A 25,565-nucleotide genomic window follows, 5' to 3' on the forward strand; every position below is an offset into this window, starting at 1 on the left:
GCCGGGCCGAACTTGAGGCCGAAACGCCCTGCCGGGCAGGCGATCATCGCGCCGGAGCCTGGGCCAGCCAGGCGCCGTCCGGCAGCGGGCCCAGGGTGTCCATCACCGCGATCAGCTTGTCGGCATAGGCCGGGTCGGTGGCATAGCCGCCGCGCTGCAGGGCCCGGGCCGCCTGGTCGGGGCCGGGCGCGCCGACCACTCCGGCATAGCGGGGGTTTTCGCCGATCAGCCGCGCATAGTCGGTGAAGGCCTCCTCGAAGGAGCCGTAGACCCGGAAGCGGTCGCGCACCGGCTGGCGACGGCCGTCGATGACCTCGTGAGTGAGGATCTCGGTGGTCTCGCCCTGCCAACCGCCACCGGCCTTGATGCCGAAGAGGTTGTGGCTGTTGCCGCCCTCGGAGGTGGCGATCTCGTGGCGGCCCCAGCCGGTCTCGAGCGCCGCCTGGGCGAGGATCAGCTCCGCCGGCACGCCGGAGGCGCGGCTGGCCGCCCGGGCCGGGGCGGCGAGGCGCTCGACGAAGTCACGCACGTGGGCGGGGCGCTCCCGCCCGGCCGGCTCACCGCGAGCGATGGCCGACTCGGCGTTCGGGCGCGTGACTTCAAGCTCGTCCAGGAAGGAACCCGGCAGGGACGCCTGGGTCGCGGGTGGCTCCTCGGTCGAGGACGTTTCCGGGCGCAGCGCCCCGGTCAGCGGCCGGGGGGTGCCGCGGGGGATGCCGGCGATCAAGGCCTCGATGTCCGACTCGTCCGCGGACCGAGGGCCGCCTGCCGGCCCCTCGAGCTGCGCCATCAGCCGCTCGGCCAGGCCGATGCCCCGATCGGCCACGGCCTGGGACCATTGCTTGTCGAGCAGCTCCTGGTAGAAACCGGTCTGGCGGCTGTCGAGCAGCCCGGAGGACGGCACGGCGTCACGCATGCTCTTCATCATCATCTGCACGAACAGCGCCTCGAACTCCCGCGCCGCGCCCTGCAGCCCTTCGCCGGGGGCGCTGTGCTTGAGTCGCTGCAGGCCCTGGAGATCCCAGGCCAGTTGGTTGCTCATGCCATCGGGGGCGTCCAGGCTCATCAGATGATCTCCAGCTCGGCGCGCAGCGATCCGGCGGCCTTGAGGGCCTCGAGGATCGACATCAGGTCGTTGGGCGTGGCACCCAGGGAATTGAGGGCGTTCACCACCTCGAGCAGGTCGGCGCCCTCGACGACCTTGAGGGTGCCGGGCTGCTGCTGGATGCTGACCTCGGTGTCCTGCACCACCACGGTCTCGCCCTCGGCGAAGGGATTGGGCTGGCTGACGCCGAACTCGGTGTCGATGACGATGGACAGGTTGCCATGGGCCACCGCCGCTTCCTGCAGGGTGACCGCCCGGTTGAGCACGATGGAGCCGGTCCGCGAGTTCAGCACCACCCGGGCCGGTTCCTCGGTGGGGGTGACCCGGACGTTCTCGACCCGGGCCATGAAGTTGACCCGCGAATTGGCGTCGCGAGGCCCGTCCAGGGCGATCACCTTGGCGTTGCGGGCCGAGGCCACGACGCGACCGAACTCCTGGTTGATGGCGCTGACCACCCGCTGGGCGGTGCCGAAGTCGTCCGACTCGAGCTGCAGCTCCAGCAGGCCGCCGTTGGCTCCCAGATCCAGGGGAACCTCGCGCTCCACGGTGGCGCCATTGGCAATGCGTCCGCCGGCCTGCTGGTTGATCTGCACGCTGGTCCCGCCGCCCGAGGCGCTGGCTCCAGGCACCAGCAGGTTGCCCTGGGCGAGGGCGTAGGTGGCGCCATCGGCCCCCTTGAGCGGCGTCATCAACAGGGTCCCGCCGCGCAGGCTGTCGGCGTTGCCCACCGAGGACACCACCACGTCGAGCCGCTGGCCGGGCCGTGCGAAGGGCGGCAACTCGGCGGTGACCATCACCGCCGCCACGTTGCGCAGCTGCATGTTGGTGCCGGGGGGCACGGTGATGCCCAGCTGGGAGAGCATGTTGGTCAGGCTCTGGCCGGTGAAGGGCGCCTGCATGGTCTGGTCGCCGGTCCCGTCCAGGCCCACCACCAGGCCGTAGCCCACCAGGGCGTTGTCACGAACCCCGGCGAAGCTGGCCATCTCGCGCAGCCGCTCAGCCTGGGCGGGCAAGGCGATCACGCAGGACAGGACCAGGATCACCACGGAGAGAAAGGGCTTGCGCGCCGTCATGCGACCACCATCAGAAGGGCGAGACATTGAGGAAGAAGCGTTGCAGCCAGCCCATGTGCTGGGCCTCGTTGATGTAGCCGTCGCCCACGTACTCGATCCGGGCATCCGCCACGGCGGTGGAGGGCACGGTGTTCTGGCCGGAGATGAAGCGCGGATCGACCACGCCCCCGAAACGGATGAACTCGGTGCCCTGGTTGATGGCGATGCGTTTCTCGCCCCGCACCCGCAGGTTGCCGTTGGGCAGCCGCTCCACCACCCGCACCGAGATCTTGCCGGTGAAGGAGTTGTTGGCCTGGGCACCGCCGCCCCCCTCGAAGTCGCTCTCGCCGGCGACGTCGAAGCCGTACTCGGCCAGCGTATCCAGGGCATCGGGCAACTGGTCGAAGGTCAGCCCCGCCGAACCGTCCCGATCGGCATTGGAGCGGGCGTTCTTGCTGGCGCTGACCTCCTCGTCCAGGACGATGGTCAGGATATCGCCGACCATGCGGGGGCGACGGTCCTCGAACAGCGGCTGATAGCCCCGCTGGGCCTGATAGATGGCCCCGTTGGCCCGGGCCAGCGGGCGCTCGGGCACCTCGAGCCGCTCGGGCTCCTCGACGACGGAGGTGCGGGGAATCTGGGCGCAGCCGCCCAGCACCAGCAGGGCCACCACCATGAGCCAGCGATGGCGCGTGATGCCTCCGAGTGCTCCGACCGTCATGCCCTCCGCCTCCTGGAATCGCTCAAGGTCACAGCTGGGCGAGGCGCGCCAGCATCTCGTCGCTGGTCTTCACCGCCTTGCTGTTGATCTCGTAGGCCCGCTGCGTCTGGATCATGCTGACCATCTCCTCGACCACGCTGACGTTGGAGGTCTCCACGTAGCCCTGGAGGAGCTTGCCCGCGTCGTTCATCCCGGGAATGCCCTGGTTGCGAGGCCCGGACGAGCCGGTCTCGGCGTAGAGGTTGCCCCCCAGGCTCTCGAGTCCGCCGGGATTGACGAAGGTGGACAGGGTGATCTGCCCGATCTGCTGGGGTTGGCTGTCGCCCGGCACCTTGACCGAGACGGTACCGTCCTCGCCGATGGTCACCGAGAGGGCGTTCTGGGGCACGATGATCGCCGGCTCGAGGGGATAGCCGTTGGCGGTGACCATCTGGCCGTTGGCGTCCAGCTGGAAGCTGCCGTCCCGGGAGAAGGCGGTGGTGCCGTCCGGCATCAGCACCTGGAAGAAGCCCTTGCCCTGGATGGCCAGGTCACGGGAGTTGCCGGTCTGCTCGAGCCCGCCCTGGGTATGCAGGCGCTCGGTGGCAACGGGGCGAACGCCGGTGCCCACCTGCAGGCCGGACGGCAGCCGGTCCTGGGCATTGTTCTGGGCGCCGGGCTGGCGCAGGTTCTGGTAGAGCAGGTCCTCGAACACCGCCCGGGACTGCTTGAAGCCGTTGGTGTTGACGTTGGCCAGGTTGTTGGAGATGACGTCCAGCTTGACCTGCTGGGCTTCCAGGCCGGTCTTGGCCGTCCACAGTGACTTGATCATGGGAATTCCTCGAAATCGGGACCTCAGCTCATCGAGAGCAGGCGGTTGGCGCGTTGAGCGTTCTCGTCGGCGGTGGACATGACCTTGGTCTGCATCTCGTAGCGACGGGCCACGTCGATCATCGCCACCATGGTCTCCACGGCGCTGACATTGCTGCCTTCCAGGGTGCCGCTGGCCAGCCGGGCGTCCTCGTCGGCCGGCAGCGCCGCGGGCGCGGCGCCGCCGGCCCGGAAGAGCCCGTCCTCGCCGCGCACCAGGCCGGCCTCGCCGGGGGTGACCAGCTTGAGCCGCCCTACCGCGGCCATCGCCTCGGGTCCCTGACCGGGAGCGATGGCGCTGAGCGTGCCGTCGCTACCGATGGACACCTCGGCGCCCAGCGGCACCTGGATGGGCCCGCCCTGGCCGATCACCGGCCGCCCCGCGCTGCGCAGCAGGCCGTCGCCGTCCACCTGCAGGTCCCCGCGCCGGGTATAGGCCTCGGTGCCGTCCGAGGCCTGGACGGCCAGCCAGGCCTCCCCCTGCAGTGCCACGTCCAGGGGCCGGCCGGTGGTCTGGAGGGGGCCCGGGGAGAAGTCCGCCCCCGGGGTGGAGGCCGCCACCGAGACCCGGGTGGGCAGGGCGGCCTCGCCCTGCACCGGCACCGCGCGCATGGCATGGAGCTGGGCGCGGAAGCCGGTGGTGGAGGCGTTGGCCAGGTTGTGGCTGACCACCGACTGCTGCTCCATGCTCTGGCGGGCGCCGCTCATGGCGGTGTAAAGGATGCGATCCATGGCCTGGCTCCCGGGCTTAGCGGCTCAGGTTGATGGAGGCCTGGAGGACCTCGTCCTGGGTCTTGATGGTCTGGGAGTTGGCCTGGTAGGCCCGCTGGGTGACGATCATGTCGACCAGCTGCTTGGCCAGGTCCACGTTGGAGGTCTCGATGGCCTGGGACTGCACGGAGCCCAGCACGCCGGTGCCCGGCTCACCCAGCAGTTCCTGGCCGGAGGCCTCGGTGGCCGCCCAGGCGTTATCCCCCTCCGGCGTCAGGCCTTCCGGGTTGCGGAAGTAGGACAGGGCGATCTGTCCCGCCGGGCGCGACTGCTCGTTGGAGTAGTTGCGCACCACGGTGCCATCCCCCTCGATGTCGATGCCCACCAGGGTGCCGGAGGTGTAGCCATCCTGGCTCAGGGCGCTGGTGGTGGAGGTGTTGCCGAACTGGGTGGAGCCGGTGATGTCCAGGTCGAAGGCCAGGGCGGCGGGGCCGGTCCCAAGCGGGGTGGTGGCCGCATTGGCGATATCGATGGTCGGCATGTTGGTGACGTCGTCGGCCGGGTTGCCGTCGATGGCATCCAGCTGGCCGTTGGTGTCGAAGGTGACATCGAAGTCGTTGGCGGCGTTGTAGTGGCCGTCCATCACCACCCGGCCGGTCCAGGCGTTGTCGGCGGTCTTCTCGTAATAGACGGTGACGTTGCGGGCATTGCCCAGGGAGTCGTAGACCGAGAAGTTGTTCGAGAAATGGTAATCGAGCGCGACCTCGGAGGTCGCATCCGTCATGTCGGTCAGCGCCGTGACCTGCTTGAGGTCGCCGCCGGCTTCTTCCCGGGCATCCAGGTTGAAGGTGGTCGCCACACCGGTGGTCGCACTGGCGGGCATGGCGCCGGAGTCCACCCGCAGCACCTCCGGCTGGCCGCCGGTCTGGACGGTGCCCAGGTCGCTCAGTCCGTAGCCCATGATGCGCGCGCCGGTGGCGTTCTCCAGGTAGCCGTCGGCGGTCATGGTCAGCTGGCCGTTGCGGGAGTAGACCACCTCGCCGGCCTGCTCGTAGCGGAAGAAGCCCTGGCCGCTGATGGCCAGATCCAGCTCTCGCCCCGTACCCTCGAGGTTCCCGGTCTCGAAGTCCTGGAGCACCGCCGCGACCTTGGTGCCCAGGCCGGTGGAGCCGGCGAAGACGTCGGCGAACTGGGCGCTGGAGCCCTTGTAGCCCACGGTCTGGGAGTTGGCGATGTTGTTGCCCAGCACGTCGAGGCTGGAGGCGGCGGCGTTGAGGCCACTAAGCGCTTGTGAAAAACCCATTTCTCTTCCCTGCGTCTGACAACGTTGGTGTTCTGTGCGTCGGTGCGTGCCGCCGCCCCTTTAGAGGATCTGCTTGATGTCGGAGAGTCCGACCCGTCCGAAGACGGCGCCCAGGTCCAGCCGCACCTCACCGCCGTCGGTGGGCGGGGTGACGCTGTTGACCACGGCATAGTTGAGCGCCTCGACCGCGACCGGCTCGCCGTCACGCCGCGCCTCGACGCGCACGCGGTAGGCGCCCTCCGCGGCGGTCTGGCCGTCGCTGGTCTGGCCGTCCCAGCTGAAGGACTCCACGCCGGCCTTCACCGCGCCCATCTCGTAGCGGTTGACGACCTGGCCGGCCTGGTCGGTGATGGTCACGACGACCTCGTCGGCGGGCTGCGCCAGCTCGACGCCGAAGGGCGTGGTGGTCGCCTCGCCTTCCTCGCCCTGGCTCAGCAGCACCCGCTCGCCCGGCACCAACACGCCCTGGCCGATCAGGGCACTGGCCTGGAGCGTCTGGCCGGCACCGATCTGATCGTTGATGGCCCCCAGGGATTCGTTGAGCTTCTCGATGCCGCTGACGGTATTGATCTGCGCCAGCTGGGAGGTCATCTCCTCGTTCTTCATCGGACTCAGGGGATCCTGGTTCTGCAGCTGGGTGACCAGCAGGGTCATGAAGCTGTCCTGCAGCTCGGCGGACTGCCGAGGGCCGAGGCTGGCACCGGCGGACGCCCCGGCATTGACGCTATTGATGACGCTGGAATCGATGCCGTTGGCCATGGGATCAGCCCTCGCCCAGGGTCAGGGTCTTGAGCATCAACTGCTTGTTGGTGTTCATGACCTCGACGTTGGCCTGGTAGGCGCGGGAGGCGGAGATCATGTTGGCCATCTCCGCCACGGGATCGACGTTGGGCAGGCTCACATAGCCCTGGTCGTCGGCGAGCGGGTGCTCGGGACGGTATTCCTGGCGCAGCGGCGAGGGATCCTCGACCACCTCCCGCACGCCCACTCCGCCGATGCCGGTCTGATGGCGAGCCCGGCTCTCGAACATCACCTGCTTGGCGCGGTAGGCCTCGCCGTTCGGGCCGGCCACGCTGTCGGCGTTGGCCAGGTTGCTGGCGGTGACGTTCATGCGTTGCGACTGGGCGCTCATCGCCGAGCCGGAGATATCGAACACGGAAAACATCGACATGGGGCCGCTCCTGGCTTATTCGGGTTGCATGGCCTTCTTGAGGCCCTGGATGCGACTGTTGAGGATCGTCAGGCCGGCCTGATAGCGCACCGAGTTGTCGGCGAAGGCGGTGCGTTCGCGATCCATGTCGACGGTATTGCCGTCGAGGCTCGGCTGGTCCGGCACCCGGTAGAGCAGTTCGCGATTCGGCGCCATGAGCGCCTGGCCGGGCAGGTGGCCCGCGTCGGTGCGCGAAAGCGACAGCCCGCCACCCGAGGCGCGTCCATGCCGGACGGCCTTGTCGAGCTCGCTGGCGAAGTCCATGTCGCGGGCCTTGTAGCCCGGGGTGTCGGCGTTGGCGATGTTGCTGGCCAGCACCTTCTGGCGCTCCTGGCGCAGCCCCAGCGCCTGCTGGTGGAAGTTGAAGGCGGCTTCGAGCTGGTCGATCATCCGGCGCTCCCCGGAAAATGGAAATTCGTCGAGGGTGGAGAATAGCCAGGACCCCGTCACCCCAAAGGCATGAACAGCCGACGTAATCTGGGCCATTTCCCGGATTCCCGACGCCATCCCGGCGCTAGACTCGCCGATGACTTCCCGAAGGCTCCGACGCCATGACGCCAAGGACCACACCCAGACCTCGCCGCACGACACTCCTGGCTTCTTGCCTGGCCATGCTGCTGTGCGCCCAGGCCCTGCCGGTCTTCGGCCAGGAAGAGTGGCTGGAAAGGGCCCGAGCCTTCCTGACGCAGCAGGCCAGCGGGCTGGGCGACGATGTCGAGGTCACCCTCTACCCGCCCGGCGCGCACTTTCCCGAATGCCGCCAGCCGGAACCCTTCCTCCCGGCCTCCTCCCGCCCGCCCCTGGGCCGCCTGTCGGTCGGCGTGAAGTGCGGCGAGACAGACCGGCGGACCCGCTACCTCCAGGCCGAGGTGGTGGTGATCGGCCGCTACCTGGAGACGGCCACCGCCCTCGAGGCGGGCGAACGACTGACCCTCGCCCACCTCGCCGAACGCCGCGGGGAGCTCCACCGGCTGCCCCATGGCACCCTGCGAGCCCCCCAGGCGGCGATCGGCCAGGTCACGCGCCGCCCCCTGGCCGCGGGCCGTCCCCTGCTGTCGCATCAACTGCGCGCGCCCCGGCTGGTGGATCGCGGCGATCGAGTCACCCTGGAGGCCCGCGGGGACGGGTTTCGCGTGACTCGAAAGGGCGAGGCGCTGGCCCCCGGCGGTCGGGGCGAGCGGATCCGCGTTCGGCTGGAGGACCGCCGGATCCTCGAGGCGCGCATCGTCGGTCCTGGCCGACTGGTCGTGGACAACTGACACCGCTCCGCCCAGACTGGAAGTCTCGGCCTGACGCCATTAAAGTTTTCGCCCCCGACGCCGATAGTCCAGGTAACGCACCGGTCACGAGGCCCTTCACGTGAAAGTCGACAACCATCAGCCGCTACGTTCCGGCCAGCTGGAGCAGCGTCAGCCGGCTCGCAAGCCCGACGGGAGCGAGGCTCCGACGAAGGATGCCGGCAGCCCCGCGGCCATGACCCACCTGAGCCAGGGCGCCGCGAACGCCAGCCAGGACATCGATGCCGCCCGGGTCGCCGAGGTTCGCGACGCCATCCGCGAAGGACGCCTGGAGATCAAGCCGGATCGTATCGCGGACGGCCTGATCGACAGCGTGAAGGACCTGCTGGCCCAGGGGGGCAACCGGGAGTGAGCCTGGAACGCCTGCTCAAGGAACAAGTCGGGCGACTGAACGAGCTCAGGTGCCTGCTGGAGGAGGAACAGGGCCTGCTGGTCGCGGGGGAAGTCGACGGCAAACGCCTCCAGACCATCGCCGAAGAGAAGACTCGGCTGCAGACCGAGCTCGAGTCCACCGAGACGCTCCGGGCCAGGGTACAGGGAAGGCTCGGTTACGCCGAGGGACCGGAAGGTGCCGGGAAGGCCGCCGAGGATGCCGGCTGCCTGGTCCACTGGGAAACCCTGCTGGCCAGCGCCGCCGAGATATCGCGGCTCAACGAGCGCAACGGCCGCCTGCTGGAACTCCGCATGACCCACAACCAGCAGATGCTCGACTACATCCACCGCCTCGCCGATCCCGACGTCTATGCCGCCGACGGGCGTACCGGACTGCAACCCCGACGACTGAACGCCCGCGCTTAGGCATCTGTCGGCTTTCCGGCCGATGTCGTACTGATCGAATCGGACCGACACGGGCCGTTCGCCTCATCGGCTCGATCCCCTGGCTCGCGACGATCGACCGACACGGGCCGTCCCCTCCCCCTACAGCGGCAGCTGCCTGCCTTGGGGCCTGCATTCCAGGGCCTCCGCCGACTGTGGCTCACCCAGACGGTTGCCCTGGGCCAGAGGAACCCCCAGCGCGACCGCGGCATTCAGCTGGGCCGCGGTTTCCACGCCAACCAGCACCGCCTCGAGACGCAGCGCCGCCAGGCACTGCAGCAGCGCCTCGAGGGCGACCCGATCCCGTGACCCGCCCGCTACCAGGGCATCGCTCAGTCCTCGACTGAGCTTGACGCGCGATACCGACAGCGCCGCCAGGCCGGGGAGATCCAGGGAGGCCGCATCGAAGTCGTTGACCACCAGGTCCACGCCCAGCGACGCCAGGCGATGCAGCAGGTGAACCTGGGCCTGGGCCTGGGCGGCGAGATCCTGCTGGGCCAGCTCGAGGGTCAGGAAGCCGGGCGAAATGGCTTGCTGGCGGAGGAAGACGTCGAGTGGCCGGCGATCGAAGGCCGCCTGGTCGAGCAGGCCGACGCCGGCATTGACGGCCACGCCCATGTCAGCCAGCCATGAGCCTTGCGCGCGCCAACGGGCATGCTGGGCGACGACAGCGGCGATGACCCAGCGATCCAGCCGCACCTGCTGACCCAGTTCCTCGACCACCGGCAGGAAGTCGTGGGGCGCGAGGAGACCGTGCCGGGGATGCTCCCAGCGCACCAACGCCTCGAGCCCAACGCAGCGGCCGCAGCGCAGGTCGATCTGCGGCTGGTAGAGCACCCGGAAGTGGCGATCGGGGTCCAGCAGCGCCTCCTGGAGCTCCTGGCGAAAGGCCATGTCGCGCGCCAGCCGCCGCTTGAGGCCATCATCGAAGAAGGCGTGACGCGAGGGCCCGGCACGCTCGAGCGCCGCCTCCGCACCAGACAGGAGCTCCTCGGCGGTATCGCCGTCCTCGGGGGCGATGGCGATCCCCACGGAGAGGCTCAACAGCTGGGGGCAGCCGTCCAGCCGGAAGGGCGGATCCATGGCCTCCAGGCAACGTAACGCCGTCGCCTGCAATCCTTCGGGGGACAACGGGTGTTCGATCAACACTCCCCAGCACCCATCCCCCAGCTGGGAGAGGCTGTCCTCCTGGCGCAGGGTCTGGGTCAATCGACGCTCTACCTGCCGCACCAGGGCCTCGACGCCCTCCGCGCCGAGCCGATGGCGCAGCGATGCGCGGTGATCCAGTCGCAACAGCAGCAGGGCCACGCGGTGGCTCGGGCGTCGTGCCCGTTCCAGGGCATGGCGCAGGCGGTCCTCGAACAGCCAGACGCTGGCCAGTCGAGTGACCGGATCGCCCGGACGGGCGAGGCCGGACGATCCCGTTCCCGAGGCGACATGGGGATCGACGAAGGTCAGCAGGCGCAGCCCCGCCTCCCGGGGAGGGCTGGCGGTCACCAGTACCAGGCGCCCCGGGGCGCCGAGGCGAACCTGCTGCCAACCATCCCCCAGAGCGTCGGGCGCCTCTGCGCGATCCGGGTTCAGGAAGAGAGGGCGAGTGACGAATTCGCCGATGGGCGCGCCCAGGGGATCGCCTTCGATGCCGTCCAGGAGGGTGCGAAAGCCGGCATTCATCCAGCGGATGCAGTGCTCGTCGTCCAGCAACACCATGCCCACCGGTGACTGCTCGGCGGCAAGATGCGACAGCGCGCCCGGCAGCCGCCCAAGGGGAGGATGCCGTCCGGTGCCGGCGTCGTGCCGCTCGTCTACTGGTGGTGTACCGTCACCCGTCATCGCTGCCGTCTCGAAGTGCTTGGCCTGGACTGGATGTCGGCCAGGCCAAGGCGTTCTTTAGCGCGAACAGGGTGTCGACCGTACTCCTTCAGCAAACCACTCTCGATCCGGCATTACCCCAGCGGGCGACCTGGCACCGACCTGCTCACGCCTTCAGTATACCAGGCGCGCGCCGCTCATCGCCGATGGCAGGGCCAGGAGCCCGTCGGGGTTCCTAGGAAAGCCCCTCGATCTCGCCGTGATCGTCGAGCCGGATGCCGGCACTGGCCGGTCGTCGGGGCATGCCCGGCATGCGCATGATCGAGCCGCACAGCACCACCACGAAACCGGCTCCGGCGGCCAGCTCGGTCTCGCGGATCGGCAGCACATGCCCCGCGGCCAGGCCGGTCATGGCCGGGTCGGCGGCGAAGCTGTACTGGGTCTTGGCGATGCACACCGGAAGATGGCCATAGCCCATGGCCTCGTATTCCTCGAGCTGGCGACGCGCCTTGTCCTCGAGGCTGATGTCCGAGGCGCCATAGAGCCGGGTCGCGATGGCCCGGACCTTGTCCTCCAGCCGGACATCGTCTCCATAGGTCAGGGACAGCCGGGTCGCCGGTGCGTCGAGCAAGGCCGCCACCCGTTCGGCCAGCGCCTCGCTGCCCCGAGAGCCATCTCGCCAGTGACTGCTGACCACCATCTCGACCCCCAGGGCATCACAGGCCTCGCGCAGCACCGCGTGCTCTGCCGGCGAATCCTGGTCGAACTGGTTGACCGCCACCAGCAGGGGCACGCCGAAGTCCCGCATGTTCTCGACATGGCGGGCCAGGTTGCGGGCCCCACGACGGACGGCGGCGGGGTTCGGCTCGCCCAGCGCTTCCCGCGCCACGCCCCCGTGCATCTTGAGTGCGCGCAGGGTGGCCACCACGACCACGGCGCCGGGCACGAGCCCCGCCTGGCGACACTTGATGTTGAAGAACTTCTCGGCCCCCAGGTCGGCCCCGAAGCCGGCCTCGGTGACCACGATGTCGGCCAGCGACAGCGCCGAGCGGGTCGCCATCACGGAGTTGCAGCCGTGGGCGATGTTGGCGAAGGGGCCCCCATGAACGAAGGCCGGGTTATGCTCCAGGGTCTGTACCAGGTTGGGGGCCAGGGCCTGCTTGAGCAGCACCGCCATGGCGCCATCGGCCTTGAGGTCGCGGGCCAGCACCGGCGCGCCGTCCCGGTTGCGGGCCACGACGATCTCGCCCAGGCGGCGCTGGAGGTCCGCCAGGTCGGACGCCAGGCACAGGATCGCCATGATCTCCGAGGCGGCGGTGATGTCGAAGCCGTCCTGACGCGGCACGCCCTGGCCGACGGTGAGATGCCTCAGCGCCCGGTCGTTCATGTCCATCACCCGCTTCCAGGTGATCCGCTCCGGGTCGATGCCCAGCTCGTTGCCCCAGTGGAGGTGATTGTCGATCAGCGCCGACAGCAGGTTGTGGGCGCTGGTGATGGCGTGGAAATCGCCGGTGAAGTGGAGGTTGATGTCCTCCATGGGAATCACCTGCGCCCTGCCGCCGCCCGCCGCGCCCCCCTTCATGCCGAAGCAGGGGCCGAGGGACGGTTCGCGCAGGCAGATGGCCGCCTTGTGGCCCAGGCGGCTCAGGCCGTCGCCGAGCCCCACGGTGGTGGTCGTCTTGCCCTCCCCGGCGGGGGTGGGGGTGATGGCGGTGACCAGCACCAGCTTGCCCTGGGGGCGTTCGGCCAGACTCGCGGTGAAATCGTGGGGCAGCTTGGCCTTGTCGTGGCCGATGGGCAGCAGCTGGTCGGGCTCGATGCCGAGCCGCTCGGCCACCTCGGTGATCGGTCGCGGCGGCACGGCCCGGGCGATGACGATGTCCGGGGAGCCGGGGGGCGGCAGGCTCGCCTCGTCGCGGCCCTCCAGCGGCAGAGCTTCACGGGTCAGCGACTCGTCGTTGCCGAACGGGATATAGTCGGTCATCTCCCCCCCTTCGCTGCCCGCCACGGGGCACCTCGCCTATGGCCTCAAGAGCAGCGTGGAACGCATCAGGGGGAGGCGGCATTCCGGTAACGACATCCGCATAGTCGAACGGGACATCGATGCCCCCCTGGAGCCGGTAACGCTCTAGACCGGAAGCCAGCATCCCTCGGCATGAGAAGTCTCGATGGCATCGATCATCCGGTTGACCCGCCAGGCCTCACGGAAATCGGGATAGAGGGGAGTACCCGTCACGATGCCTTCCACCAGATCGCGGATCTCGATGATCTTCTGATCGTTGTAGCCGAGGCCGTGACCGGGAGCGGGACTGAAGGCCGCATAATCGGGGTGCTCAGGGCCGATCAACAGGGTGCGGAAGCCCCGACGCCCCTCGGGCCCCTCGCTCTTGTAGAGCTGAAGCTCGCTCATTCGCTCCTGGTCGAAGGCGATGGTCCCCTTGGTGCCGGTGACGGTGTAGGCCAGGCCCATCTTGCGCCCGACGGCCACCCGAGAGGTCTCGATGTTGCCGATCAGGCCGCCGTCGAAACGCAGCAGCGCCTGGGCCTGATCGTCGTTCTCCACCTCGCCGAGGCCGGCGCTGCCGTCGGCAAGCGGGCGCTTGGGAATCACCGTCTGCAACTGACCGAAGACTTCCTGGATGCGTCGGCCGGTGAGGTACTCCGCCATGTTGAGGATATGCGAGCCCACGTCGCCCAGCGCCCCCGCCCCGGCGGTGGCGCGGCGCGTGTGCCAGTCGTGGGGCTTCGCCGGGTCGGCCAGGTAGTCCTCGTTGTGGCGGCCACGGAAGTGGATCAACTCGCCGATCTCGCCGCTGGCGATGATTTCGCGGGCCAGCCGGGTGGCCGAATTGCGGATGTAATTGAAGCCGACCAGGGTCTTCACCCCGGCCCTTTCCGCTGCTTCGACCATCTGCTGGGCATCAGCGGCGGAGAGGGCCAGCGGCTTCTCGGCGTAGACGTGTTTACCGGCGGCGATGGCTGCCAGGGCCATCTCCTGGTGCAGGAAGTTGGGGGCGCAGATATCCACCACATCCACCTCGGGATCGGCGACCAGTGCGCGCCAATCGCCGGTGGAGCGCGCGAAGCCCAGCTCACGGGCCTTGCGGGCGGCCATCTCGTCATCGACCTCGGCCAGGAGATCGCACACCGGGAGGGCCGGCAGGGAGAAGACGGTGGGGGCGGCCTTCAAGGCGATGGCATGGGCCTTGCCCATGAAGCCGGTGCCGATCAGGCCGATATTGAGTGCCTTCATGATGGTGGTTCCTTAGTGCGGATCCTTCAGCGCCGGACCGAAAGGTCCGGCGCTGGAAGTGGCTGGCAAGGGTATGGATCAGTGGGTGGGCATGGTGAAGTGGTTGGTCTCCTCCCGGATGCCGCTGGGCCAGCGTTGGGTGATGGTCTTCATGCGGGTGTTGAAGCGCACACCGTCGGGGCCGTGCATGTGCAGCGGGCCGAACAGGGAGCGCTTCCAGCCGCCGAAGCTGTGGAAGGCCATCGGCACGGGAATCGGCACGTTGACGCCAACCATGCCCACCTGGATCTGCTCGCAGTACTGGCGGGCGGCATCGCCGTCACGGGTGAAGATGGCAGTGCCGTTGCCAAACTCGTGGGCATTGATCATCGACACGGCCTCGTCGAAGCTCGCGGCTCGAGCGATGGCCAGCACCGGGCCGAAGATCTCCTCGCTATGGATGCGCATGCCCGGCTTGACGTGGTCGAACAGCGATCCGCCGAGGAAGAAGCCATCGCCGGCGCCCTCGATGGTCGCCTCGCGGCCATCGACCACCAGCTCCGCGCCCTCGTCCACGCCGGTCTGGATATAGCCCCGAACCTTCTCCAGGTGCTCCCGGGTGACCAGCGGCCCCATGTCGTTGTCCGGGCCATCGACGAGCCCCGGGCCCACCCGCAGCTTGTCGAGCTCGGCGACGAGCTTTTCGCGCAGTCTGCTCGCGGTCTCCTCGCCCACCGGCACCGCCACCGAGATGGCCATGCAGCGCTCGCCGGCAGAGCCGTAGGCGGCGCCCATCAGCGCACCGACGGCCTGGTCGAGATCGGCGTCGGGCATGATCACCATGTGGTTCTTGGCCCCGCCCAAGGCCTGGACCCGCTTGCCGTGGGCCGAACCGGTGGCGTAGATGTACTCGGCGATTGGCGTGGAGCCGACGAAGCTCACCGCCTCGACCCGCTCATCGGTGAGCAGCACATCCACCGCTTCCTTGTCACCGTTGACCACGTTGAACACACCGTCGGGGAGACCGGCTTCCTTGAGCAGTTCGGCCAGGCGCATCGGGGTGGACGGGTTCTTCTCGGACGGCTTCATGACGAAGGTGTTGCCGCAGGCCAGGGCGATGGGGAACATCCACATCGGCACCATGGCCGGGAAGTTGAACGGCGAGATCCCGGCGCAGACGCCCAGCGGCTGCATCATCGAGTAGCTGTCGACGCCGGTGCCGACGTTCATCGAGTGCTCGCCCTTCTGCAGATGCGGGATGCCGCAGGCGAACTCGACGACCTCCAGGCCGCGGGTCACCTCGCCCTTGGCGTCGGAGAACACCTTGCCGTGCTCCTGGGAGATCAGGCGGGCCAGCTCGTCGGCATGTGCCTCGACCAGCGCCTTGAACTTGAAGAGGATGCGCGAACGCTTCAGGGGCGTGACCTTCGACCAGGTGGCGAAGGCCTCATCGGCGAGGCGCACCGCCTCGCGGGTCTCATCGGCGCTGGCCAGGGCTACCTCGGCGCTCTGTTCACCGGTAGCGGGGTTATAGACCAGGCCGAAGCGGTCGCTACCGCCCTGGACGATGCGGCCGTTGAGATAATGATGGATCTGGTTCATGGGGTAAGCCTCGATGTGTCCGGTATCGATCGTAAGATGTGGGGTGTCCTCACCCGCTCATTCGGTAATGGTGAAGCCTGCCTGCTCGGCGAGCGCCCGCAGGTTGCGATAGCCCAGGCGGGCGTAGGTCAGCGGATGCGCGACCTTGGGATCCTGCTCGGCCTCCACCACAAGCCACCCCTGGTAGCCGCTCTCGCGGAGCTGCGTCAGGGTGGGCAGGAAGTCGATGTCGCCATCGCCGGGCACGGTGAACAGCCCGTCGAGCACCCCGTCCAGGAAGCTCTTGTCCCGGTTGCGCAGCTCGTCCAGCACCGGGAAACGCACGTCCTTGCAGTGCACGTGCTTGACGCGCGAGGCGTATCGCCGGGCGATGGCCAGCGGGTCGCCGCCGGCGCCCACCAGGTGACCGAGGTCGAGCAGCAGTCCCACCGAGTCGCGGGTGTTCTCCATCAACCGCTCGACGTCGGCCTGGCTTTCCACCACCGTGCCCAGATGATGGTGGTAGGCCATGTGGACGCCCTGCTCCTTGAGGTAGTCACCGACCACGTCCAGCCCCTCCGTGAGGCGCTGCCAGTCCGTGTCGCTGAGGAGGGGGCGCCGGGACAGCTGGGTCCCCTGATCGCCATGGATGCAGTGGGACACCTCGCAGAACACCATCGCCTTGGCGCCGCAGGCCTTGAGCAGCTGGAGATGCTCCTCGACTGCGGCGATCTCCTCCTCCGGGCTGCGTTCCAGCAGCCGGCTCGAGTACCAGCCGGAGACCAGCGACAGGTCATAACGACCCAGCACCCTGGACAGCGCCTCCGGCATGCGAGGGAATTTGTGGCCCAGCTCGAAGCCGCTGAAGCCGGCCTCGCGTCCTTCCTCGAGGCAGACCTCGAGCGGCGTGTCGCCGCCCAGGCTCGGCAGATCGTCATTGGTCCAGGTCAGGGGGTTGATCCCCAGGCGTACGGTGGACATGGGCATGCTCCTGTTGGGCGGACCCAAGGCCCGCCTCGATGATTCGAAAAATGGGTAGGATCGGCAGAGGCGCTGACCACTCAGCGATGCTGGTGCCCTTTGGCCTCGAGATACCCCTGGTAGGCCTTCTGCACTTGCTCGCGAGAGGACACCTCCGGCACGGCCACCTCCCACCAGGCACCACCTTCGTCGGTGCTGGGCAGAGGGTCGGTATCCAAAGCAATCACGTAGGTCGTGCTGGACTGGCGGGCGCGCTGAAGGGCCTGTTCGAGCTCGGCAATGCCCCGAACGCGTTCGGCCTGGCACCCCAGTGCGCGAGCATGGGCGGCGAAGTCGGTCTTGGGCGCCCCCTCGGGGACAGTGCGGCAGTCCTCGAGCAGATTGTTGAAGCCGGCGCCGCCGGTGGCCTGCTGCAGGCGGTTGATACAGCCGAAGCCCCGGTTGTCGAGCACCACCACGACCAGCTTGTGGCCCAGCATCACCGAGGTGGCAAGCTCCGAGTTGTGCATCAGGTAGGAGCCATCTCCCACCATCACGAACACCTCCCGCTCGGGCCGGGCCATCTTGACGCCAAGCCCGCCGGCGATCTCGTAGCCCATGCAGGAGTAGCCGTATTCCACGTGGTAGCTCCCAGGCCCGGCGCACTGCCAGAGCTTATGCAGCTCGCCCGGTAGGCCGCCGGCGGCGCAAACCACGGTGCCATCCTCACCGGCCTGACGGTTCACCGCGCCGATCACCTGGGCGTCGGTGGGCAGGTCGCGCCCCTCGTCCGAGGTGACCCGGGTGACGACCTCGTCCCAGTCGCGTTTCAGGCTCCCCGCCTGTTCGCGCCAGGCATCGCTGGCCCGCCAGTCGCCGAGTCCGTCGGCCAGCTTCGCCAGGCCATCCTCGGCATCGGCTGTCAGTGGCAGCGCATGGTGCTTCAGGCTGTCGAAGCGACCCACGTTCAGCGTCACCAGGGCCAGGTCGTCACGCTCGAACAACGCCCGGGACCCGGTGGTGAAATCCTGCAGGCGGGTCCCCACAGCCAGTATCAGGTCCGCCTGCTCGGCCAGCCGGTTCGCGGCAGCGCTGCCCGTGACGCCGATCGCACCGACGGCACAAGGATGATCATCGGGAAGAACCCCCTTGCCGGCCTGGGTTTCGGCGACCGGTACACCGTGAGCACGGGCGAACTCGGCGAGTCGCTCGCAGGCACCGGCGTAATGAACCCCGCCGCCGGCGATGAGCAACGGACGCTCGGCGCGGATGAGTGCCGCAATGGCTTCCTCGAGCTCGCGAGAATCCGGCTGGGGACGTCGAATGCGGTGTACCCGGGGCGCGAAGAAGCTCACCGGGTAGTCATAGGCGAAGGTCTGCACATCCTGGGGCAGTGCCAGGGTCGCCGGGCCGCAATGTTCCGGGTCGAGCAGGGTTGCCAGCGCCTGAGGCAGGCTGGTCATCAGCTGCTCGGGTCGCGTGATTCGATCGAAGTAGCGCGACACGGGCCGGAAGCAATCATTGACCGTGATTGAGGGATCACCGAAGTGCTCCAGTTGCTGGAGCACCGGATCAGGGGCACGGGTCGCGAACGTATCGCCGGGCAACAGGAGAACCGGTAGGCGGTTGGCATGGGCCAGGCCGGCGGCGGTGACCATGTTGGTGGCCCCGGGGCCGATAGAGCTGGTGGCCACCATCATCCGGCGTCGACCGTTGGCCTTGGCGAAGGCGATGGCCGCGTGGGCCATGGTCTGCTCGTTATGGGCGCGGAAGGTGGGAAGGTCCTCCTGGGCGTGATAGAGCGCTTCACCGAGACCGGCCACGTTGCCGTGGCCGAAGATGGCGAAGACACCCTCGAACAGCGCCACCTCGGCACCGTCATGCTCGATGCGTTGGGCGGCCAAATACTTGACCAGAGCCTGGGCCATGGTGAGTCGAATGGTGCTCATGACAGGACTTCCTCGCTAATGGGCTGGGACTGGCGCAACCGGCGCCATGCCTCGATCAGTTCCGCATAGTTGCTCGCCACCTGATCGACCAGCTCGGCGTCATCGATACTGCCGGCGAGCCACTCGCGGCTGGGGCCGGCGAAGAGGGTGCGACCTACGGTGAACCCCTTGCACTGGCCATTGCGGGCGGCGGCGGAGAAGCCGCGTTTCATGTCCTCCATGGGCGCGTCCAGCCCCAGCAGCACCACGCCACGGCAGTGCGGGTCCTGTGTCTCGATGGCCTGGCTCACTTCGTCCCAGGCGGCATCCGACATCGTCGGCAGCTTCCACCAGTCTGGGCGGATCCCCAGGTGGTAGAGCCGTTGCACGGCGCGGGCCAGGGTGTGATCGTCGACGTCACGCTGATCGGGCGGGATCACCTCGATCAACAGCTCGAGTCCGTTGTCGCAGGCCGCCTGGTAGAGCTGGCGGAGATGCGCCTCCTGATCGAGCCGCAGGGTCACCGGATCGTCCGGGTGATAGAACACCAGACACTTGATGATGTGCTCGCGCGGCCAGTGACGCAGACGGCTGCCCAGGTCATCACCATGCTGGAAGCGCAGCGGGCGCGAGCTCGGCAATTCTACCGGGCGACCGATCCACCAGCCCTTGCCGGTAGCATCGTTCAGCGCATCCTGGCCGAAGACGTCGTCGACCAGGATGGCCGGCTTCGCGATTCCGGTGCGCCTTGCCCCTTCCTCGGCGGCTCTGACGAGCAGCCGCTTGAGCGCCGGGATACGCGCCGGGTCGGCATGGACCTCGCGGGCCATGTCGGTGAGCTGACGACGGTGGTCGAAGGCCAGGCCGCAGACTTCAGGCCAATCGGCAGGGATACGGGTGGTCACCCGATGCAGGTGGTTGAGGTGGGCGTCCTGGTCGGGGCGTGGCACCGTGGCCCGACGGCCCAGGTAGTCGAACAGCTCCTCCTCGGTGGGCATGGCCGGGGCGCAGCCATGGCGCGAGACCACCAGGGCGCCGCAGGCGTTGGCGTAGCTCGCACTGGTCTCCCAGCTTTCCCCCCTCAGCCAGCCACGCAGCAGACCGCTCATAAAGGCATCGCCGGCGCCCAGGACGTTGAGCACCTCGACCTTGACCCCTTCGACCAGGATGCCTTCCTCGATGCGCGCCGGGATCTCGCCCTCGAAGACCACGCAGCCCAGGGCACCGAGCTTGCATACCAGGGTGGCGTCGCTGACACTCCGCACCGCGCGAAGGGAGGCCAGGGTATCGGTGCTGCCACCGGCGATATGGAACTCCTCCTCGGTGCCGACGATCAGGTCGAAGTCGCCGAGCCACTTCTGCAGGTCGTCCGTCACCTTCTCGTCGGCGATGAAACGGGTCTCGCCGTCGCCGGGGGTGGTCAGGCCCCAGAGCACCGGACGGTAGTCGATGTCCAGCACCCGCTCGACGCCGTGCTCGGTGGCGGCGTCCAGGGCCTTGCGACAGGCCCTGGCGGTGGTCTCGCTGGACAGGTGGGTGCCGGTGATGGCGAGCGCCTTGGCGCGGGCGATGAAAGCCGGGTCGATGGCCTCGGCATCGATGGCCATGTCGGCGCAGTCGCGGCGGTAGAAGAGCAACGGGAAGCTATCGCGATCCTTGAGCGCCAACAGCACCAGGCCGGTGTGGCGGTCGGGGTCGGTCTGCAGGGCGCTGGTATCGACGCCCGCACGATCGAGCTCCTCGCGCACGAAGTTGCCCATCTGCTCGTGACCGACCCGCGACAGCATGGCCGATTTCAGGCCCAGCCGGGCGGTGCCGTAGGCCATGTTGCCGGAGCTGCCGCCCAGGTACTTGGCGAAGCTCGAGACATCTTCCAGACGGCTGCCGATCTGTTCGGCATAGAGATCGACGGCGACGCGGCCCAGGCAGATCAGATCCAGCGGTCTGTTGTTGGTGTTGGCTTCTTGCATATCGTCTCTCCGCGTCGCAGTTGATTCGCGCCTCATCCCGAAAAGGTGACTGGGTGGAACACTACCGTGGCGCTACGACGCTGTTTTCCATTGATGGTCAAAGGGTGAAGGCATCCTTGAAACGCTGAAGGGCCAGCTCATCCTCTTGTGATGCCCACCCTTCCAGGCCGACGGTGCCCCGATAGCCCATCTCGTTCAGCACCCGGGCGATGGCCGGGTAGTGAATCTCCCCGCTACCGGGCTCACAGCGGCCCGGCACATCGGCGACCTGGATCTCGCCGATATAGGGAGCGGCGCGACGCAACAGTTCGATCAGGTTCCCCTCGCCGATCTGGGCGTGATAGAGATCCAGCATCATCCGCACCTCCGGGCGATCGACGCTGGCCAGCAACTCCAGTACGTCCTCGGCACGGGCGAAGGGCACTCCGGGGTGGTCGACCTGGGTATTGAGGTTCTCCAGCACAAAGGTCACGTCATGCTCCTCTCCCAGGTCAGCCAGGCGGTTGAGCGTGTCGTGAGCACGAATCCACATCGCTCCCGACACCTGGGTGGCCGGCTTGACCGGCAGACCTTTTCCATCGAGCCCGGTGCCATGCAGGTTGAGGCGAGGAATGCCCAGGCGCTTGGCCACCGAGATCGACTCTTTGGCCGTCTCGACCAGGCGATCGGCGCCGTCCTTGTCCGCCAGGGTTCCCTCGATATAGCCGGTCATGGAGGAGAAGGTGGCTCCGGTGTTTGCCAGTGCATCGATGTCGTGGCGCGTCCAGTCCCAGATTTCCACCTGGAAACCCAGGGCATCGATCTTGCGCACTCGCTCGGCGATGGGCCGATCCAGGAAGACCATCTCGGCGCAGACTGCCATCGTGAAGGGGGACGTCTTCTTGCTCTCGTTCATCAGCATTACCCTTGGGAAAACGAAGTGGCTTGGCCGCCATCCTGGCCGGTCATTCCGTCTGCGATCATGCGTTTGACGCCCGACTCAGGGGTGTCGTATTGGCACTCGAGGCCTGCTGGTCCTGCTGGTCGCTGCGCTGGAACTCGGCCAGTTCGGCATCCAGGCTCTCCAGCTCGGCGCCACCGGCCATCATGTTCAGCACTTCCTCTCGGCTGATGTCTTCCTTGCGGAAGGAGCCGAGGCTTCCGCCCCGTTTCAGCAATGTGAAGGCGTCCGCGACAGGGTAGGCGTGATGGACGTTGTGTGTGATGAAGATCACCGCCAGGCCGTCGGCCCGTGCCTTGGCGATGTAGCGCAGCACCACCGAGGCCTGCTTGACGCCCAGTGCCGAGGTCGGCTCATCCAAAATCAGCACCTTGGCGCCGAAATAGACCGCTCGGGCAATGGCTACACATTGGCGTTCACCGCCGGACAGAGTGCCCACCGGTTGGCTGGGATCGCGAACGTCGATACCGATCTTGGCCATTTCCTGCTTGGCGATACGGTCGGCACGCTTCCAGTCGATACGCTTGAAGGGGCCCCAGCCGATGGTGGGTTCGCGACCCATGAAGAAGTTCCGGGTGATCGACATCAAGGGAATCATCGCCAGGTCCTGAAAGACAGTCGCGATACCGGCATCGAGAGCATAGGCAGGGGACTTGAAGCGCACCTCTTCGCCGTTCAGCAGCAACTGACCCTCGGTAGGACGATGCACTCCCGAAAGTGTCTTGATGAGGGTCGACTTGCCGGCGCCGTTATCACCCAGCAGGCACATGACTTCGCCGGAAAAGACTTTCATCGAGATGTCGCTCAGGGCGATGACACTGCCGAAGTGCTTGCTGACGTTGCGCATCTCGATCATGGGCGTACGTTCGCTCATCTCACTTGGCCTCCATCGCCTTCTTGCGCATAAAGTTGTTGAACAGCACGGCCACCAGCAGCATCACGCCGAGGAAGACCTGGAACCAGTCGGTGTTGACACCGGTGTAGAAGATGCCCATCTGCACCAGACCGAAGATCAGCGCGCCGAGCGCCGCGCCGATGGCCGAGCCATAGCCGCCGGTGAGCAAGGCGCCCCCGATGACCACCGCGATGATCGCCTCGAGTTCCTTGAGCAGACCCCGGATGGTGTCGGCCGAGCCGGTGTCCATCACTTGGAGGCAAGCGAAGATGGTTGCGGAGAAGGCGGTGAACATGAACAGCGAGATCTTGACCCGGTGAACCGGCACGCCGGAGTTACGTGCCGCGTTGGCATCGCCACCGCTGGCGAAGATCCAGTTGCCATAAGGCGTGCATAGCAGCACCCAGGTCGCCACTGCGGTCAGGCCCAGCCACCAGACGATGGATACCGGGATACCAGTGACGAGCGGGTTACCGGCGAAGTTGGTGGCGATCCAGCCCTGTTCGGCCATCCAGGCAAAGAGCCCCGTGGCCACCTCACCCGAGAAGAGGGACGCAAACCAGTCACCGGGGATATGATCATGAACACCGCCGATCTGGGTGCGACCGGTCAGCAGGCGGCTGATGCCGATGGCCAGACCACGCAGGATGAACAGGAAGCCCAGGGTCACGATAAAGGATGGCAGACCCGTCTTGTTGACCAGATTGCCGTTGATCCAGCCCACCAGGCCCGCGCAGGCGAAGGCCAGCAGGATGGCGGACCACAGCGGCCAGCCGTATTCCACGGCGGGGATGGCGATCAGGATGCCGGCCAGGCCGATCATGGAGCCGATCGAGAGGTCGAACTCGCCGCCGATCATCAACAGGGCGGCGGCAGTGGCGATGATGCCCAGCTGGGCTGCCACCTCGAGGAAATTGACGATACCGGCCGGGGTGAACATGCCGGTGCCGCTTGCGGCGACGATGAAGAAGGCAAGCACCAGCACGGTGCCGGCCAAGGCGCCCAGTTCGGGACGGCTCAGAGCCTTCTTCCAGAAGGGGACCCTCTGGATACGCTCATCCTGCTGTGCCGCCGCCGGGGATGAGGGTTGAGGGGAAGTATTGGACTGCATGATGGTCGACTCCCAGGGCCCGGGAAAGCCGGGCCCTTGCGGTTAGGTGGTGATCAGCGGATGCCTTGCTTGCTCAACTCGATGACCTGCTCGGCATTGTCCTGGGTCACGAAGCCGGGACCGGTGGGCACGTCCCCGGCGGGCAGCAGGCCATGCTCGGCGTACTGGTCCAGGAACATGACCGGCAGGTAGCCCTGCAGGTATTGCTGCTGGTCGATGGCGAAGTTCAGCTCCCCGGCAGCCACGGCCTCCAGGATGCTGGGCGACAGGTCGAAGGTGCCCAGGGTGAACATATCGGTAGCGCCCTGTTCGCGCATGGCTTGCAACATCGGTTCAGAGGACACCGTTCCCAGGGTCAGGATGCCACGCACATCACTGTTCTGATTGAGATACGCCACGATGGCATTACGAATCGAGGTGGGGTCGTACGTCGTCGCCAACTGCTCGGCATTGCCGTCGAAGCCCTCGAGGAACCCATCGCATCGCTGGTCGAGCCCCTGGTTGCCCTGCTCATGGTTAATGCAAACCGCCTTCTCGACACCCATCTCCTGCATGCGCTCGGCGGCCTGCTTGCCCGCCTCGTACTCGCTCTGGCCGATGTGCAGGCGGGTTCCGTACTGGCTGGCAACATCGCCACCCGAATTGATGGTGATAACCGGAATGCCGTTGTTGGACGCACGCTGAACGATACCGCCGAGGGCGTCCTCATCGGTGAAGGACACGATCAGGCCATCGGGGTTCGAGGCGACGGCTGCGTCGACCAGTTGCTGCATCTTGGCCATGTCGAAGGTCGAGGGAGCGCGATACTCCAAGTCGGCGCCCACCAGATCGGCGGCATCCTCGGCACCGTTCTTGACCACGGACCAGAAGGGGTCGGAGGGGACACCGTGCGTGACCATGACGAAGCGATTGTTGTCTTCTTGCGCCTGGGCCGGCCCGGCCAGGAGGGCTGCGGTGGTCGAGGCGAGCAACCAGTGGGAAAGACGTGCCATGAGAAATGTCCTCGTGTTTATGGTTGTGGTGTCGACTGCGCGAAGGGCGCTGGCAAAATGAAATATAGATTCCATTTCACGAAAAAGACAAATGGAACATTCTATACTTTGGTATGAATGGAATATTCATTCCATAATGACTAGACTGTTCGGGAGCATGTGAGAGCCACCTTCCATGGCCCGGCAATGGCGAGGAACCTCCAATGAATCAGACACCCAAGAACTTCGAGGAGCTCGAAGCCCGCATCACGGCAGACTACCCGTCACTGAGCCGCCGCTTGCAGCAGACGGCCCGCTTCCTGCTCGATCACCCCCAGGAGGTCGCCTTTGCCACCGTGGCCAAGCTGGCACAAGAGGCCGAGGTGACGCCTTCGACCCTGATCCGCTTCGCCAACAGTTGCGGCTTCAAGGGGTTCTCCGAGATGCAGCAGCTCTTTCGCTCGCGCCTGGTGGATGAACTCCCCAACTACACCGAGCGAATTCGAGCCGTGCGCTCGGCCACCGGCGAGACGCCGGACAGTACCCAGTTGCTATGGGAGTTCGCGGAGGCGAATCGGGAGGCGCTGGAGCAGCTGCCGGGACGTATCGATCCGAAGAACCTGGAACAGGCCCTGGAGATCCTCGAGCAGGCCTCTGCCATTCATGTGCTGGGGGCTCGCCGCAGCTTCGTCGTGGCCAGCTACATGACCTATGCGCTGCACCACATCGAAAAGCGCGCCTTCCTGGTCAATGGATTGGGAGGCATGTACGGCGAGCAGGTGCGAGCGATCGGTCCGGAGGATGCCCTCATCGCCGTCAGCTTCTCGCCCTATGCAGAGGAGAGCCGCCAGGCAGCGGAGCAGGCCTGTCACCGTGGCGTTCCGATGGTGGTCATCACCGACTCGAGCCTCAGTCCCCTGGCGCGCCTTGCCGACGTTGCCTTGGTCGTCCATGAGGCGGAGGTCAAGAGCTTCCGGGGCTTGACGGCATCACTCTGCCTGGCCCAAACGCTGGCCATCGCGCTGGGTATGCGCAAGGACAAGGCCCGGGAGCAAGCCTCCCGACCCGACGACGAGGAACGCGCCTGATACTGCCGGAAC

Annotated in this window: 24 protein-coding genes; 4 read left to right on the plus strand and 20 right to left on the minus strand. The window is 67.2% G+C overall.

All coding sequences use genetic code 11. The features are described 5' to 3' along the window. Positions 1-43: 43 nt before the first annotated feature. From flgJ to flgB, 9 genes are read right to left on the minus strand one after another with little or no spacing between them, the layout of a single operon-like run. Positions 44-1,066, minus strand: coding sequence for a flagellar assembly peptidoglycan hydrolase FlgJ (gene flgJ, locus BEI_RS18280; RefSeq protein WP_097790842.1), 1,023 nt, complete (start codon positions 1,064-1,066; stop codon positions 44-46). Next, the gene (locus BEI_RS18285; protein ID WP_097790843.1) at positions 1,066-2,178 is read right to left on the minus strand and encodes a flagellar basal body P-ring protein FlgI; all 1,113 of its coding nucleotides are present in this window, start codon (positions 2,176-2,178) and stop codon (positions 1,066-1,068) included. Before BEI_RS18285 ends, flgJ begins: the two co-directional genes overlap by 1 nt. A 10-nt stretch (positions 2,179-2,188) precedes the next feature. Further along, positions 2,189-2,878 carry a flagellar basal body L-ring protein FlgH gene (locus BEI_RS18290; protein WP_097790844.1) on the minus strand — a complete coding sequence of 230 codons (690 nt, stop codon included), beginning with the start codon at positions 2,876-2,878 and terminating at the stop codon, positions 2,189-2,191. A 28-nt stretch (positions 2,879-2,906) separates the two neighbouring features. After that, entirely contained in the window at positions 2,907-3,689 is a 783-nt protein-coding gene (flgG, locus tag BEI_RS18295) for a flagellar basal-body rod protein FlgG (RefSeq protein ID WP_097790845.1), read from the minus strand. A gap of 23 nt (positions 3,690-3,712) precedes the next feature. After that, positions 3,713-4,459, minus strand: coding sequence for a flagellar basal body rod protein FlgF (locus tag BEI_RS18300; RefSeq protein WP_097790846.1), 747 nt, complete (start codon positions 4,457-4,459; stop codon positions 3,713-3,715). Between the two features lie 16 nt (positions 4,460-4,475). Beyond that, a complete protein-coding gene (gene flgE / locus BEI_RS18305; protein ID WP_097790847.1) occupies positions 4,476-5,741 on the minus strand; it encodes a flagellar hook protein FlgE in 1,266 nt (421 codons plus the stop codon). A gap of 60 nt (positions 5,742-5,801) precedes the next feature. Further along, positions 5,802-6,500: a flagellar hook assembly protein FlgD gene (flgD, locus tag BEI_RS18310; protein ID WP_097790848.1), complete on the minus strand. Its 699-nt coding sequence runs from the start codon at positions 6,498-6,500 to the stop codon at positions 5,802-5,804. A gap of 4 nt (positions 6,501-6,504) precedes the next feature. After that, positions 6,505-6,912 (minus strand): flagellar basal body rod protein FlgC, encoded by a 408-nt coding sequence (gene flgC, locus BEI_RS18315; RefSeq protein WP_097790849.1) that lies wholly within the window; start codon positions 6,910-6,912, stop codon positions 6,505-6,507. 15 nt (positions 6,913-6,927) lie between these two features. Further along, entirely contained in the window at positions 6,928-7,341 is a 414-nt protein-coding gene (gene flgB / locus BEI_RS18320; RefSeq protein WP_097790850.1) for a flagellar basal body rod protein FlgB, read from the minus strand. Between the two features lie 221 nt (positions 7,342-7,562). Between flgB and flgA the strand changes: the two genes are divergently transcribed. From flgA to BEI_RS18335, 3 genes are all read left to right on the plus strand, one after another. After that, positions 7,563-8,210 (plus strand): flagellar basal body P-ring formation chaperone FlgA, encoded by a 648-nt coding sequence (gene flgA / locus BEI_RS18325; RefSeq protein WP_227644518.1) that lies wholly within the window; start codon positions 7,563-7,565, stop codon positions 8,208-8,210. A 100-nt stretch (positions 8,211-8,310) separates the two neighbouring features. Continuing rightward, positions 8,311-8,601: a flagellar biosynthesis anti-sigma factor FlgM gene (gene flgM / locus BEI_RS18330; protein WP_097790852.1), complete on the plus strand. Its 291-nt coding sequence runs from the start codon at positions 8,311-8,313 to the stop codon at positions 8,599-8,601. Continuing rightward, positions 8,598-9,047: a flagella synthesis protein FlgN gene (locus BEI_RS18335; RefSeq protein ID WP_097790853.1), complete on the plus strand. Its 450-nt coding sequence runs from the start codon at positions 8,598-8,600 to the stop codon at positions 9,045-9,047. The genes flgM and BEI_RS18335 overlap by 4 nt, the downstream gene beginning before the upstream one ends. Before the next feature lie 120 nt (positions 9,048-9,167). On the opposite strand, the gene BEI_RS18340 is transcribed toward BEI_RS18335, so the two are convergent. The 11 genes from BEI_RS18340 to BEI_RS18390 all read right to left on the minus strand — a co-directional run bounded on the left by BEI_RS18340 (position 9,168) and on the right by BEI_RS18390 (position 24,486). Continuing rightward, positions 9,168-10,898 (minus strand): GGDEF domain-containing phosphodiesterase, encoded by a 1,731-nt coding sequence (locus BEI_RS18340; RefSeq protein WP_097790854.1) that lies wholly within the window; start codon positions 10,896-10,898, stop codon positions 9,168-9,170. Positions 10,899-11,112: 214 nt separating this feature from the next. Further along, the gene (locus BEI_RS18345; protein WP_097790855.1) at positions 11,113-12,861 is read right to left on the minus strand and encodes a formate--tetrahydrofolate ligase; all 1,749 of its coding nucleotides are present in this window, start codon (positions 12,859-12,861) and stop codon (positions 11,113-11,115) included. 144 nt (positions 12,862-13,005) lie between these two features. Next, positions 13,006-14,130, minus strand: coding sequence for a Gfo/Idh/MocA family protein (locus BEI_RS18350; RefSeq protein WP_097790856.1), 1,125 nt, complete (start codon positions 14,128-14,130; stop codon positions 13,006-13,008). 78 nt (positions 14,131-14,208) lie between these two features. After that, complete coding sequence (locus BEI_RS18355) at positions 14,209-15,711, minus strand: CoA-acylating methylmalonate-semialdehyde dehydrogenase (protein ID WP_097790857.1); 1,503 nt, start codon at positions 15,709-15,711, stop codon at positions 14,209-14,211. Positions 15,712-15,768: 57 nt separating this feature from the next. After that, a complete protein-coding gene (iolE, locus tag BEI_RS18360) occupies positions 15,769-16,671 on the minus strand; it encodes a myo-inosose-2 dehydratase (RefSeq protein WP_097790858.1) in 903 nt (300 codons plus the stop codon). Between the two features lie 80 nt (positions 16,672-16,751). Then, a complete protein-coding gene (gene iolD / locus BEI_RS18365) occupies positions 16,752-18,599 on the minus strand; it encodes a 3D-(3,5/4)-trihydroxycyclohexane-1,2-dione acylhydrolase (decyclizing) (protein WP_097790859.1) in 1,848 nt (615 codons plus the stop codon). Further along, positions 18,596-20,548, minus strand: a complete 1,953-nt coding sequence (locus BEI_RS18370) for a bifunctional 5-dehydro-2-deoxygluconokinase/5-dehydro-2-deoxyphosphogluconate aldolase (protein WP_097790860.1) — start codon at positions 20,546-20,548, stop codon at positions 18,596-18,598. The genes iolD and BEI_RS18370 overlap by 4 nt, the downstream gene beginning before the upstream one ends. Positions 20,549-20,645: 97 nt before the next feature. Beyond that, entirely contained in the window at positions 20,646-21,443 is a 798-nt protein-coding gene (locus BEI_RS18375; protein WP_097791153.1) for a TIM barrel protein, read from the minus strand. A 64-nt stretch (positions 21,444-21,507) separates the two neighbouring features. Next, on the minus strand, positions 21,508-22,362 hold the full coding sequence (locus tag BEI_RS18380; protein WP_097790861.1) for an ATP-binding cassette domain-containing protein: 855 nt from the start codon (positions 22,360-22,362) through the stop codon (positions 21,508-21,510). Between the two features lies 1 nt (position 22,363). Then, positions 22,364-23,494, minus strand: a complete 1,131-nt coding sequence (locus BEI_RS18385; RefSeq protein ID WP_097790862.1) for an ABC transporter permease — start codon at positions 23,492-23,494, stop codon at positions 22,364-22,366. Between the two features lie 53 nt (positions 23,495-23,547). Next, entirely contained in the window at positions 23,548-24,486 is a 939-nt protein-coding gene (locus tag BEI_RS18390; protein WP_097790863.1) for a sugar ABC transporter substrate-binding protein, read from the minus strand. Positions 24,487-24,689: 203 nt separating this feature from the next. On the opposite strand from BEI_RS18390, the gene BEI_RS18395 reads away from it, so the two are divergent. Further along, positions 24,690-25,553: a MurR/RpiR family transcriptional regulator gene (locus BEI_RS18395; RefSeq protein WP_097790864.1), complete on the plus strand. Its 864-nt coding sequence runs from the start codon at positions 24,690-24,692 to the stop codon at positions 25,551-25,553. Positions 25,554-25,565 lie beyond the last annotated feature (12 nt).

The sequence above is a fragment of the Halomonas beimenensis genome (genome assembly GCF_002549795.1).
Taxonomy (GTDB): domain Bacteria; phylum Pseudomonadota; class Gammaproteobacteria; order Pseudomonadales; family Halomonadaceae; genus Halomonas; species Halomonas beimenensis.